At 41.3% G+C, this 13,448-nt stretch carries 10 protein-coding genes and 1 pseudogene; 6 read left to right on the forward strand and 5 right to left on the reverse strand.

Annotated elements, in window-relative coordinates; genetic code table 11:
* Positions 1 to 181: 181 nt before the first annotated feature.
* The 5 genes from KFE17_04530 to KFE17_04550 all read left to right on the forward strand — a co-directional run bounded on the left by KFE17_04530 (position 182) and on the right by KFE17_04550 (position 5,420).
* Positions 182 to 1,279, forward strand: a complete 1,098-nt coding sequence (locus KFE17_04530) for a hypothetical protein (protein QUO33019.1) — start codon at positions 182 to 184, stop codon at positions 1,277 to 1,279.
* Positions 1,276 to 2,781, forward strand: a complete 1,506-nt coding sequence (locus KFE17_04535) for an alpha-hydroxy-acid oxidizing protein (GenBank protein ID QUO33020.1) — start codon at positions 1,276 to 1,278, stop codon at positions 2,779 to 2,781. Before KFE17_04530 ends, KFE17_04535 begins: the two co-directional genes overlap by 4 nt.
* Before the next feature lie 69 nt (positions 2,782 to 2,850).
* Entirely contained in the window at positions 2,851 to 3,573 is a 723-nt protein-coding gene (locus tag KFE17_04540) for a glutamate synthase (protein QUO33021.1), read from the forward strand.
* A gap of 21 nt (positions 3,574 to 3,594) precedes the next feature.
* Positions 3,595 to 4,803 carry a glutamine synthetase gene (locus KFE17_04545; GenBank protein ID QUO33022.1) on the forward strand — a complete coding sequence of 403 codons (1,209 nt, stop codon included), beginning with the start codon at positions 3,595 to 3,597 and terminating at the stop codon, positions 4,801 to 4,803.
* A gap of 32 nt (positions 4,804 to 4,835) precedes the next feature.
* Positions 4,836 to 5,420 carry an ANTAR domain-containing protein gene (locus tag KFE17_04550; GenBank protein ID QUO33023.1) on the forward strand — a complete coding sequence of 195 codons (585 nt, stop codon included), beginning with the start codon at positions 4,836 to 4,838 and terminating at the stop codon, positions 5,418 to 5,420.
* Positions 5,421 to 5,488: 68 nt separating this feature from the next.
* Here KFE17_04550 and KFE17_04555 read toward each other — a convergent pair whose 3' ends face one another.
* Positions 5,489 to 6,691 carry a hypothetical protein gene (locus KFE17_04555; GenBank protein ID QUO33024.1) on the reverse strand — a complete coding sequence of 401 codons (1,203 nt, stop codon included), beginning with the start codon at positions 6,689 to 6,691 and terminating at the stop codon, positions 5,489 to 5,491.
* A 118-nt stretch (positions 6,692 to 6,809) separates the two neighbouring features.
* On the opposite strand from KFE17_04555, the gene KFE17_04560 reads away from it, so the two are divergent.
* Positions 6,810 to 8,066, forward strand: coding sequence for a peptidoglycan-binding protein (locus KFE17_04560; protein QUO33025.1), 1,257 nt, complete (start codon positions 6,810 to 6,812; stop codon positions 8,064 to 8,066).
* 161 nt (positions 8,067 to 8,227) lie between these two features.
* Here the strand turns inward: KFE17_04560 and tpiA are convergent.
* The 4 genes and pseudogenes from tpiA to mnmA form a co-directional block, all read right to left on the reverse strand.
* Positions 8,228 to 10,201: pseudogene (tpiA, locus tag KFE17_04565) on the reverse strand (triose-phosphate isomerase).
* A 107-nt stretch (positions 10,202 to 10,308) separates the two neighbouring features.
* Positions 10,309 to 11,334: a type I glyceraldehyde-3-phosphate dehydrogenase gene (gap, locus tag KFE17_04570; GenBank protein QUO33026.1), complete on the reverse strand. Its 1,026-nt coding sequence runs from the start codon at positions 11,332 to 11,334 to the stop codon at positions 10,309 to 10,311.
* A 192-nt stretch (positions 11,335 to 11,526) separates the two neighbouring features.
* Positions 11,527 to 12,354: a histidinol-phosphatase HisJ family protein gene (locus tag KFE17_04575; protein ID QUO33027.1), complete on the reverse strand. Its 828-nt coding sequence runs from the start codon at positions 12,352 to 12,354 to the stop codon at positions 11,527 to 11,529.
* Positions 12,355 to 13,440, reverse strand: a complete 1,086-nt coding sequence (mnmA, locus tag KFE17_04580; GenBank protein QUO33028.1) for a tRNA 2-thiouridine(34) synthase MnmA — start codon at positions 13,438 to 13,440, stop codon at positions 12,355 to 12,357.
* Positions 13,441 to 13,448: the final 8 nt, after the last annotated feature.

The following is a 13,448-nucleotide window of genomic DNA, read 5'->3' on the forward strand; positions in this document are numbered from 1 at the left end:
TTTTTTCTGATTACGTTTTTTCTCCGTAAAAAATCTGTTGACAAACTAACACTTTCGTTGTATATATACATATGAGCAAAGGCGTTCATAGAAAAGGCAGAGTATTTCTGCCATTTCTGTGAGCATCTTTGCTTTTTTATTTTCAACTTACCCAAAAGCACTAAAAAGGGGGAATTGTTTTATGAAAAAAGAAGGTCAGATCCGAATTCCATCCGGCTGCGCCATTTCTGCCGTCATATCCAGAGAAGGACGAATGTTATCTGGCGAAATGATCATGAATTCTATGAAGCCAATGCATGACCGCTCCAACGGTCTTGGCGGTGGCTTTGCCGGATACGGAATTTATCCAGATTATAAAGATTACTACGCACTACATCTTTTTTTCGATACACGGGATACGCGAAAAAACTGTGAAACATTCTTGAAAGAGCGCTTTGAGATTGTTCAATCTGAAATTATCCCAACAAGAAAGCTCCCTTCCATTACGAATGAACCAATTATCTGGCGATATTTTGTTACGCCACTTTCTTCCGTGGTCACGGGCATGCAGATTGATGAAAAGGAATTTGTTGTCCGGACTGTCATGAAAATCAATACTGAGTTTTCCGGTGCCTATGTTTTTTCAAGTGGAAAAAATATGGGAACATTTAAAGCAGTCGGATTTCCGGAGGATGTCGGTGCATTTTACAAATTAGAGACGTATGCGGGATACTCTTGGACTGCTCATGGACGATATCCGACAAACACTCCCGGGTGGTGGGGTGGTGCCCATCCGTTTACTCTTCTTGATCAATCCGTTGTTCATAATGGAGAAATTTCTTCTTATGATGCAAATAGACGGTTTATTGAAATGTTTGGATACCAATGCACTCTGCAGACGGACACCGAAGTTATTACTTACATTATGGATTATCTGCTTCGTGTACAAGGGCTTTCTCTTCAGGAAACTGCCAGTGTCATTGCCGCACCCTTTTGGAGTACAATCTCATCCACAGACGATCTTACCCTTCAAAAAACCTATACATATCTGCGAACAATCTTTTCAAGTTTGCTGATTACCGGACCATTTTCTATTGTCTTTGGATTTCATGGCGGATTAATGGCATTAAATGATCGTCTCAAGCTCCGTTCAATGGTTATAGGAGACTCCAAAGACCTTGTCTACATTTCCAGCGAGGAATGTGCTATCCGTGCAATGGATCCCGATGCGAAACACATATGGGCGCCGGCTGGCGGCGAACCCGTCATTATAAAAGTAAAGGATGGTGAAGCCATATGAGTATTGAATACCTTTCGCCAGAATTTGAAATACTCCGGGATGACCGGAAGTGCATTTGCTGCCGTATCTGCGAACAACAATGCGCAAATGAAGTACATATTTATGATTCCCAGCATCACTCTATACAGTGTAACGATTCAAAATGTGTTAACTGTCAACGATGCGTTTCCTTATGTCCTACTAAAGCGTTAAAAATCATTCCAAACAGAAATACATTGCGCGATAATCTCAACTGGACTGGAAATATTATAAAAGAAATCTACAAGCAGGCAAACAGCGGCGGTGTTCTACTTTCTTCTATGGGAAATCCCTCTTCGCTTCCGGTATACTGGGATCATATTCTACTTAATGCCTCTCAAGTGACTAATCCATCCATCGACCCTCTGAGAGAACCCATGGAAACCAAAATCTATCTCGGAAAAAAACCGCAAACAGTTGCCCGCACTCCAGATGGACAGTTTTCCTACAATCTGTCGCCGCAATTGGAATTATCAATACCAGTTCTTTTTTCCGGTATGAGTTATGGCTCCATCAGTTATAATGCCCACAAAGCTCTCGCCGAAGCTGCCTCTGCACTTGGTATCTTTTACAACACTGGAGAAGGAGGGCTTCACGAAGATTTCTATCGTTATGGAGAAAATACTATTGTTCAAGTTGCTTCAGGTCGTTTTGGTGTTCATGAGCGCTATCTAAATGCAGCCGCAGCTATTGAAATAAAAATGGGTCAAGGAGCTAAACCTGGTATCGGCGGCCATCTTCCGGGCTCTAAAATTGTCGGTGATATCTCACGCACAAGAATGATTCCTGAAGGTTCTGATGCAATTTCTCCTGCACCACACCATGATATCTATTCTATCGAGGATTTGCGACAACTTGTATTTTCTTTAAAAGAAGCCACTTCATATAAAAAACCAATCATAGTAAAGGTTGCCGCTGTTCATAATATTGCTGCAATTGCCAGCGGAATTGCGCGAAGTGGTGCAGATATCATCGCAATAGATGGCTTTCGTGGTGGTACTGGTGCAGCCCCTACCCGTATCCGTGATCATGTCGGCATTCCTATCGAACTTGCGCTTGCTTCAGTCGATACCCGCCTTCGTGAAGAAGGCATCCGAAACAATGTATCAATTATTGCAGGTGGAAGCATTCGCAACTCTGCTGATATCGTCAAAGCCATTGCCCTTGGCGCCGATGCCTGCTATATTGCTACAGCTGCTCTGTTAGCACTTGGCTGTCACCTGTGCCGAAATTGTCAAAGCGGAAAATGCAATTGGGGGATTGCAACGCAACTTCCAGAATTGGTCTCCAGACTAGATCCTCAGGTTGGAGCTCATCGCCTCGTCCAGCTTTTAACTGCCTGGAAGTATGAAATCAAGGAACTCATGGGGGCAATGGGAATAAATTCTATTGAAGCGCTCCGCGGCAATCGTCTCATGCTTCGCGGAATCGGACTTAGTTCAGAAGAATTAGAGATTCTTGGTATTGCCCATGCTGGTAATTAATGATATTCGAAAGAAAAAACTCTAAATTTTCAAAAAACTCTGACATGTTTACAGGAGGTGTGATATACTATGAAAATAATTCATGCTGCTCATTTAACCTACAAGGATATAAATGCTGCACTACGGCAGCTGGAAGAAACCTATGTAATCAACAACTGTTGTGGACAGCGCTTTATCGCTGCTGGAATGTCCGGTAAAACAATTACAATTAATGGCATTGCTGGTAATGCACTCGGTGCTTATTTAAACACTGGAAAAATCATTGTTCGTGCAAATGCCCAGGATGCTGTCGGCGACACGATGAACGGTGGAACAATTCTGATTCATGGCAATGTAGGTGATGCTGTCGGATATGCTATGAGAGGCGGGCGTATCTATATTAATGGAAATGCCGGTTATCGTGCAGGAATTCACATGAAAGCCTACCAAGAAAAAATACCCGTCATGATCATCGGAGGATATGCAGGAAGCTTTCTTGGAGAATATCAGGCAGGTGGGATCATTGTTGTTCTTGGCCTTCATAATCTTAATCACCCACTGGTCGGTAATTTCCCTTGTACCGGAATGCATGGCGGCAAACTTTTTCTGCGCGGCAGCTATAATTCACTGTCATTTCCATCACAGGTTACTGTCCGCGAAGCATCTGACAAAGATATGCAGGAAATTTTCCCCTATTTATCAGAATACTGTACCGAATTTCAATATGATTTAAAAGCAATATTAAATTCTACATTTACTGTAATTACTCCAAACACAAACAATCCGTATCAACAAATGTATGTGGCAAATTAGAACAAGAAAGTAGGTTGGATTATGAAATATTCCATACAAGAAATAATACAATACATCAAGGAGGAAGATGTGAAATTCATTCGCCTTGCCTTTTGTGACGTATTTGGAAAACAGAAAAATATATCCATCATGCCGGATGAACTTCCAAGAGCATTTACTTTTGGAATTGCTATCGATGCTTCTGCAATTGAGGGCTTTGGCGATGAAACTCATTCAGATCTTCTACTTCACCCAGAAGCAGATACTTTGATGCCTCTTCCATGGAGGCCTGAGCAAGGACGAGTTGTGCGGATGTTTTGTACTATTACATACCCGGATGGTCAGCCCTTTGAATATGATTGCCGCTCTATTTTAAAAAAAGCTGTCCAGACTGCCAAAGCCGCCGGACTTTCTTTCTTTTTTGGAACCGAACAGGAGTTTTATCTGTTCTGCCTTGATGAACATGGAAATCCAACAAAAAAACCATATGATCAGGCTGGTTACATGGACATTGCTCCTGAAGACCGTGGAGAAAACATCCGTCGTGAAATTTGTCTGACGCTAGAGCAGATGGGCATACGCCCCGAAAGTTCCCATCATGAAGATGGTCCAGGACAAAATGAGATTGATTTCCGATATTCCGATCCGTTAACCGCTGCTGATAATGCTGCAACATTTCAGACCGTTGTTAAAACCATTGCTATGCGCAATGGACTTGCCGCCGATTTCAGCCCAAAGCCACTGCCAGACCAGGCCGGAAATGGATTTCACATTAATATCTCTGTGAAATCCTTCAACCACACTGATTATATGGGCGAAATGATTGCTGGAATACTTGATAAAGTTGCGGATATAACATTGTTTTTAAACCCGTCCGAATCATCTTATCAGCGTTTCGGACAAAACAAAGCTCCAAAGTATATTTCCTGGTCAAGTGAAAATCGTTCACAGTTAGTCCGTGTTCCGGCTGCCGTTGGGGAATATCGGCGTGCAGAACTTCGCTCACCAGATCCAACTGCCAACACTTATCTGGCATTTACATTACTGATCTATGCCAGCCTTCACGGAATTTCTGAACATCTGTCTTTACCTCCGGCTGCAGATCTGAATCTTTTTAAAGCGGATGCAAACACTTTATCTCATTTCAAAAAATTACCGGATAATCTGCAGTCTGCACGCGTTCTGGCATCACAAAGCAGTTTTGTAAAAAGTTGCCTACCAAAAGCTCTCATTGAGCTGTACTGCCATTAATCTGACATAATAAGAGGAAGGAGAAATGTAATATGAGCTTAAAAGAACGGATTTACAAAATACTTCTTATTTCTTCCAGAGATACTTTCTCCTCCTCTTTTGAAGCTTTGCTGCCTCCAACGCGATATCAACTTTCATATACCGCCACAAGCATCAATTCTGCAAAGCAGATTTTAACCGAACACAGCTTTGATTTTGTAATCATCAATTCTCCTCTTACAGACGATGCCGGAATTCGATTCGCAATGGACACTTGTGAACGCAGCCAGATTGTTGTTCTTCTTCTTATCCGTCATGATATCCACGCAGAAATCCATGATAAAGTCACCGAGAATGGTGTATTTACACTTCCTAAACCTACTTCAAAAGCTACCTTACTTCAGGCACTCGGTTGGATGGAAAGTGCTCGGGAACGCTTTCGCATTTTTGAAAAAAAATCACTATCTATTGAGGATAAAATGGCAGAAATTCGAATCGTTAATAAGGCTAAATGGATTCTCATCAGTGAGCTGAATATGAGTGAACCAGATGCGCATTATTATATTGAAAAGAAATCGATGGATCAATGTATTTCTAAACGTACTGTAGCCGAAGAAATTATCCGTACTTATTCATAACCTCTTTTACCCTACATGAACTATAGATATCTTTCTCTTCACATCTTTGCTGAAGATAGTTCGTGTTTTTATTCATACTGCCAGTAGATCGTCAACTTATTTGCTCTTACGTCTTCTCGATAATAATAATGAATCTGGTTTAGACCATACCATCTTCCCAGATACTGCGCCTGTGCCTCCAGAAGGCCTCCAAACAAAATCTGTCTCGCCTCCTCATACACTGCATCGTCTCGAAATTTCATTACTACTTTATCTTCTTTTTCTTCTATGGAGCTTTGGAGTATCCGTTCCAACAGCTCTGCATCTGCCGTTTCATAATACATCCCATTCCGCTTATAATAATCATAAGTATCTGCTGTACAGGCCGGATATGGAATATCACTTTCAAGTGTATGTGTTTTCAAAAGTTCGTCGTCAGAGCAGCAGAGATAATCGTATGTAATTTCATTTCCTATTGTCTCCAAAGCATTTTCCTCCTGAAGAAATACCGGATCTCCCCACGTTGTATCTACATAATAATATTCTCCGTCACATTTCACAAGATTCCATGCATGCGCTTCTCCGGTATAAACTTCACCGGTTACATAAGTACAGAAGATACCAAGCCGGTTCAGCAAATATTGTGTCGCCCTTGCGTATCCTGCACAAACGGATTCATGTCCTACAAAAACACTGTAAATATTCTGGTTCTCCGGTGCATCTACACGGTACTCTACCGAATTAATAATCTTCTCATAAACCTGTTTGATTTTTTCATATTCCGAAAGTTCCGGGGCAATTTGCGCCAACCAAATCTCTGATTCTGTGTCAATCTCCACTTTTCTCCGCGCTCTCTCCTCCCCCGAACAAGTATATCCGGGCATAATAACTGAATAGGTTTCCGGCACCGTATATGATGTCGTTCTCGAACTGCCATCACACCAGAAAAATTCCGGATGATCCATATAAACATATTGATATACACGATTTCCCTGATCAGGATTTGACAAATGCACATATATCTCATCTCTTCCGGCTTCTAATCCCGCTAAAATCTCTCTATATGCCTTTTGCTCATTCTCTTTCAGTAAGGAGTAATAGAAATAATTTTCTGCTTCTTCATTGCCGATGACTCTCTCCAGAAACGGAAGTGTCATCTCGCTGTTGATTGGAATTGTTTTCTTCCATAAGATTTGAATTGCCAAAACCCCAGCCAGCAAACTAATCATCAGCAGAATCACTATCAACATTATTTTCTTTATAATCCTGCGCCGTTTCCTTTGTTTTAGCATCTCATCCTCCTTTTACATTCTCTATTATATGATATCGGCAAATGACTTACAACCAAATATTCATATACCTTTTTTTCCCACATATACTATATTGAAAAAGTAGCTTATGAGGTATTTTATGTATTTACACGCTGCCGAAGCTTCCTCTTTTGGAAAGCTGCAACTTCAAGTCACATCCGAAATCGATACGATTCCAATTACAGATGCAACCATAACTATTTCCTATACAGGAATTCCGGAAACACCACTTGAAACACTTACCACGAATTCTTCCGGACAAACAGAAATCATTGATCTTCCCACTCCTCCGGTAGAATATAGTCTTGATCCCTCCATTTTTGAACAGCCATATTCCGAATACACTTTCGATATCACTGCTCCCGGCTATGAACCTGTTAATATTTCCGGCGCAGAACTATTAGCCGATGTAACTGCGCTTCAACAGGTGTCTATGCGCCCACTTACGCCAGAGAATGCCACTCCGGAGATCTTCAATATTCCTGCTCATACGCTCTATGCGGAATATCCACCCAAAATTCCTGAAGCTGAAATTAAGCCGGTCAACGAATCCGGCGAAATCGTGTTAAGCCGGGTTGTAATTCCTGAATTCATCGTTGTACATGACGGTTCTCCACGGGACAACACTGCCAAAAACTACTATGTTAAATATAAAGACTATATCAAAAATGTAGCATCCAGTGAAATCTACGCCACCTGGCCGACAAATACCATACGGGCAAACGTATTAGCTATCATGTCCTTTACATTGAATCGTGTTTACACAGAATGGTACCGAAATCAAGGATACGATTTTACAATTACTTCCTCTACCGCTTTCGACCACAAATGGATTCACAATCGCAATATTTATGACTCCATTTCCCTCGTTGTAGATGAGCTTTTTGCCGACTATCTTTCCCGACCAAACGTAAAACAGCCAATTCTTACACAATATTGTGACGGCAGACAAGTACAATGTCCAAATTGGATGACACAGTGGGGATCTAAAGAACTGGGAGATCAGGGTTATTCTGCTATTGACATTCTCCGCTCCTTCTACGGCGAAGATATGTACATCAATTCTGCCCAGGAAATCTCCGGAATTCCTTCTTCCTGGCCTGGATATGTTCTTCAAATCGGAAGTTCCGGAGAAAAAGTGCGCCAGATGCAGCAGCAGTTAAATGTCATTGCAGGTGCATACCCAGCCATTCCTAAGATTGATGCTGACGGTATTTTCGGACCGCGCACTTCAGAAAGTGTACGAATCTTCCAGGGTGTGTTCGGACTTCCTAAAACAGGAACCGTTGACTATCGCACATGGTATAAAATTTCTGAAATCTATGTTGGCGTATCAAGAATTGCTGAACTCCAATAGGTTTTTATTTTACCCCAATCCTTGACAAAGAACTTTTTTATTTTTTGTTCAAAACTGCAGATTTAAAAACACCGCGAAACGCCTCCGTCTGAAGGCATTTCGCGGTGTTAAGCAGATGTTCCATATTGCTTTATGCAATAAAAACACGCTGTCTTTTTTAATTATTTCCAATTTACAATTTTTCCAAAATCCGGCTTGAGCGCTGCTCCTCCTACAAGTCCACCGTCAATATCCGGCTGTGCAAACAATTCCGGTGCACTTGCTGCTGAAACACTTCCGCCATACTGAATACGGATTGCTTCTGCTGTTGCTTCATCATAAATCTCTGCAATACATGCACGGATTGCCGCACATACTTCCTGCGCCTGTTCTGTTGTAGCAACTTTTCCTGTTCCAATTGCCCAGATTGGCTCGTAAGCGATCACTGCTGTTTTTGCCTGATCTGCTGTCACATCTAAAAATGCAATTTTAATCTGCTGACGGATGAAATCAATTGTAACACCCTGTTCTCTCTGTGTTAATGTCTCTCCACAACAAACAATCGGTGTAATACCATGTTCGAAAGCTTTTTTCACTTTCTTATTTACAGTTTCATCTGTCTCTGCAAAGTATTCGCGTCTCTCAGAATGTCCGATGATAACATATTTCACACCTACATCTGTCAGCATTGCCGGAGAAATTTCTCCTGTGAATGCACCTTTTTCTTCAAAATACATATTTTCTGCTCCGATTGCAATGTTGCTTCCCTTTGCAGCTTCCATTGCCGGAATAATGTCAATTGCAGGTACACAGAAAACAACATCTGCTTCTTCTGTTGCTACAAGAGGTTTTAATGTATTTACTAATTCAACTGCTTCGCTTGGAGTCATATTCATCTTCCAGTTACCAGCAATAATTTTTCTTCTTGCCATGATCTTTGCTCTCCTTATTTATTTATCATTTGCCGCTGCAACACCTGGTAATTCTTTTCCTTCCAGGAATTCCAAAGATGCGCCGCCGCCTGTAGAGATATGTGTCATCTTATCACCAAATCCAAGCTGGTTAACTGCTGCTGCAGAATCTCCGCCGCCGATAATCGTAGTAGCATCTGTTTCTGCCAATGCTTTTGCAACTGCAATCGTTCCTTTCGCAAGTGTCGGGTTTTCAAATACACCCATCGGTCCATTCCAAACAACTGTTTTTGCTGATTTTACTGCATCTGCATATAACTCGGCAGTCTTCGCACCGATGTCCATACCTTCCATATCAGCCGGGATTTCATCTACAGATACAACAGATACTTCAATCTCTGCATCGATTGGATTTGGGAAGTCTGCTGCAATTGTTGTATCCACCGGAAGAAGTAATTTCTTTCCTAACTTCTCTGCTTTTTCCATCATTTCTTTGCAATAATCAATCTTGGAATCATCAACAAGTGATTTACCGATTTCTTTTCCCTGTGCTTTTAAGAATGTGTAAGCCATACCACCGCCGATAATTAATGTATCACATTTTTCAAGAAGGTTAGAAATAACATTTAATTTATCTGCAACTTTCGCTCCGCCGAGAATTGCAACAAACGGACGAACCGGATTCTCAACTGCATTTCCGAGGAAGTCGATCTCTTTCTGCATTAAGTATCCTACTACTGCGGTATCAACGTACTCTGTTACACCTACGTTGGAGCAATGTGCTCTGTGAGCTGTACCGAATGCATCATTTACAAATACTTCGCACAGAGATGCGAGTTCCTTGCTGAATGCTTCTCCGTTCTTTGTCTCTTCTGCACGATAACGTGTATTTTCTAATAATACAACTTCGCCGTCTTTCATAGCTTCTACCGCTGCTTTTGCGTTTGGTCCCACCACTTCAGGATCTGCAGCGAATTTTACTTCCTGTCCTAATAATTCAGAAAGTCTTACCGCAACTGGTGCAAGAGATAATTCCGGTTTCGGTTCTCCTTTCGGTTTGCCGAGGTGAGAACAGAGAATTACTCTGCCTCCGTCTGCGATTAACTTCTTAATAGTAGGAAGTGCAGCAACCAAACGGTTCTCATCTGTGATTTTTCCTTCTTTTAACGGCACATTAAAGTCACATCTTACGAGAACTTTTTTACCTTTTACATTAATATCATCTACTGATTTTTTATTAAGCATCTGAAAATGCCTCCTTTTCATTGATAAAAGGGCCCGGTCCTTAAAAGACCGGACCCTCATGCGTTGCTTCACAACGACACTTTAGAAATCCTTATGAACTGAGATTCTTAGATTTCTCCAGAAATGATTTTACCGAAGTATTTGATTGTTCTTACCATCTGGCTTGTGTAAGAGTTTTCGTTGTCATACCAAGAAACAACCTGAACTTCTGTTGTTCCGTTGTCTAATGGGCAAACCATTGTCTGAGTAGCATCAAATAAAGAACCATATGTCATTCCAACGATATCGCTTGATACGATTTCATCTTCGTTATATCCGTAAGATTCATTTGCTGCTGCTTTCATAGCTGCGTTGATCTCTTCTTTTGTTACATTTCCTTCAACAACTGCTGTTAAGATTGTTGTAGAACCTGTAGGTGTTGGTACACGCTGAGCAGAACCGATTAATTTTCCATTTAATTCCGGAATAACAAGACCGATTGCTTTTGCAGCACCTGTGCTGTTCGGAACGATATTTACTGCTGCTGCACGAGATCTTCTTAAATCGCCTTTTCTCTGTGGTCCGTCAAGTGTCATCTGATCTCCTGTGTAAGCATGGATTGTGCACATGATACCAGATTTGATCGGTGCAAGATCATTTAATGCTTTTGCCATTGGTGCAAGGCAGTTTGTTGTACAAGAAGCTGCAGAAATGATGTCATCTTCTTTTGTTAATGATTCATGGTTTACATTGTAAACAATTGTAGGAAGATCGTTTCCAGCCGGTGCAGAAATAATAACTTTCTTAGCTCCTGCTTTGATATGAGCTTCTGCTTTTGCTTTAGATGTGTAGAATCCTGTACACTCTAAAACAACATCTACGCCGATTTCTCCCCATGGAAGTTCAGCAGCATCTGCTTTCGCATAAATTTTGATTTCTTTTCCATCAACTGTGATAGAATCTTCTCCAGCTTCTACTTTATCGCAAAGAGCATATCTTCCCTGTGTTGAGTCATATTTTAATAAGTGAGCAAGCATCTTAGGAGATGTTAAGTCGTTGATTGCAACGATTTCAAATCCTTCTGCTCCGAACATCTGTCTGAATGCAAGACGTCCAATACGTCCAAATCCATTAATAGCTACTTTTACTGCCATGTTTAATTCCTCCTAAAGTCATATAGAATTTTTGATTTAACAGTTGTTTGCCTGTCTGTTGTGATTTTAATAACATTGTTAAAGAATCATCAACCTAAAAATATTGTACAAAATAATGTGCAAAAAATCAAGCCTTACTTCTTAGTTTTTCCAAAACTTCCACCTTAACTGCATATTCTTCCTGTATTTTTGTCAAATTGACAAAAATTCCGGCTTCCGCTCGCGAAATACTGTGTAATACCGAAAGCCTGCTGTATTTAAAATCTCTTTCACTTTGTTAAAATCGTAAGCGAGATGCTCCGGACGATGCCCATCAGAACCAACAGTAATGATCTCTCCGCCAAGCTCACGGTAACGTTTTAAAATTTCCGGCTTCGGATGGGCAAATCCAAGCCCATACTTAAACCCGGCAGTATTAAGCTCGATTCCCTTTCCTTTCATGATTACTGTTTTCAAAATCTCATCAAGAATATCCTTGTACATACTATAATGATAATGTTTTGCCTGTTCTTTTCCATAGCGCACGACATAATCAATATGTCCAAGCACATCGAAATCATCAATATTTTGAACATCGACCAGCATTTCTTCAAAAGCTTCCCGATAACGCTCTTTGTCTGATTTCATGGAATTCTCTCTCTCAAAATATGGATCAATCCCACCAAACACATGAGCTGAACCAATTACAAAATCAAAGGGATATTTTCCTGTCATCTCATGATAAAATGCTCCAAGATGAGGCTGTAAGCCGATCTCCACTCCGATTCGTACATCAATCTCCTCGCGATAGCTTTCTCTTAACTCGGAAAGTGTGTGGAAATATCTTTCCAGATCAAATCGAAATGAATGTGCTGCTTCATCCAGACCGTTTTCTTTGGCTGGATAATCTTCGTCATAATGATCGGTAAGACAGATCATTTTCAGCCCTTTCCTTATAGCTGCTTCAATCTGCAGTTTTGGTGTGATTGCCGGATCTGCATCACTGGAAAAATTTGTATGCATATGAAAATCTGTTTTCATCTACTTATCACCTATGATCGTTCCTCCGCCGAGTACATATTCTCCATCATAAAATACAACTGCCTGCCCCGGCGTGACTGCTCTTTGCCTTTCTTCAAATGTGCAGAGGACTTCATCTTCCCCTGTCATTCTTATTGTACACCAGGCGCCCTTATGATTGTATCTGATTTTTGCAAAAACCCGCATTTCCCCTTCTAATTTTTCCATGCTCATAAAATTCAGCCTGTTTGCCCGCACATCATACGTCATAGACTCTTCATTGCTGCCAATCACAACTTCATTTGTTTCCGGACGGATTTCAAGAACAAACGCCGGATAGCCAAGCGCCAGTCCAAGTCCTTTTCTCTGTCCCACCGTATAATGAATGATTCCTTTATGTCTTCCAAGTATTTTCCCGTCTGTTGTCACAAAATTTCCTTCCGGCGGAAGCGTTCCCTGCTCCTTCTCAATAAACGCCGCATAATCTCCATCCGGAACAAAACAGATATCCTGACTGTCCGGTTTTGACGCAACATTTAACTGTATTTTTTCTGCAATCTCCCGAATTTCTTCCTTTGTATATTCTCCTACCGGCATTAATGTGCGCGACAGCTGCTCCTGTGTTAGATTGTAAAGTGCATATGTCTGATCTTTCTGCTGTGTAGCAGAACATCTGAGGGAATATCGTCCATTTGGCAATTGCTCGACTCTTGCATAGTGCCCTGTTGCAATATAATCTGCGCCAATATCCAGGCTGCGCTTCAGAAGTGATTCCCATTTTACAAAACGGTTGCAGGCAATGCACGGATTTGGCGTACGTCCATGGCGGTATTCATCCACAAAATAATCGATTACATATTTTTGAAATTCTTTTTTAAAGTTCATCACATAATAAGGAATTTCAAGCTGATCTGCCACCCGTCTTGCGTCATCCACCGCAGACAGTCCGCAGCAGCCACCATTTTCTTCCTGTACTTCCTCCGGCTCCTCCTGCCAGATCTGCATTGTCACACCGATTACGTCATATCCGGCTTCTTTCAGAAGATAAGCTGCTACAGAGGAATCAACGCCGCCTGACATACCCACTACAACCTTTTTCTTTTCCATCTATCTCA

The organism is Faecalicatena sp. Marseille-Q4148 (assembly GCA_018228665.1).
Classification (GTDB): domain Bacteria; phylum Bacillota; class Clostridia; order Lachnospirales; family Lachnospiraceae; genus UBA9414.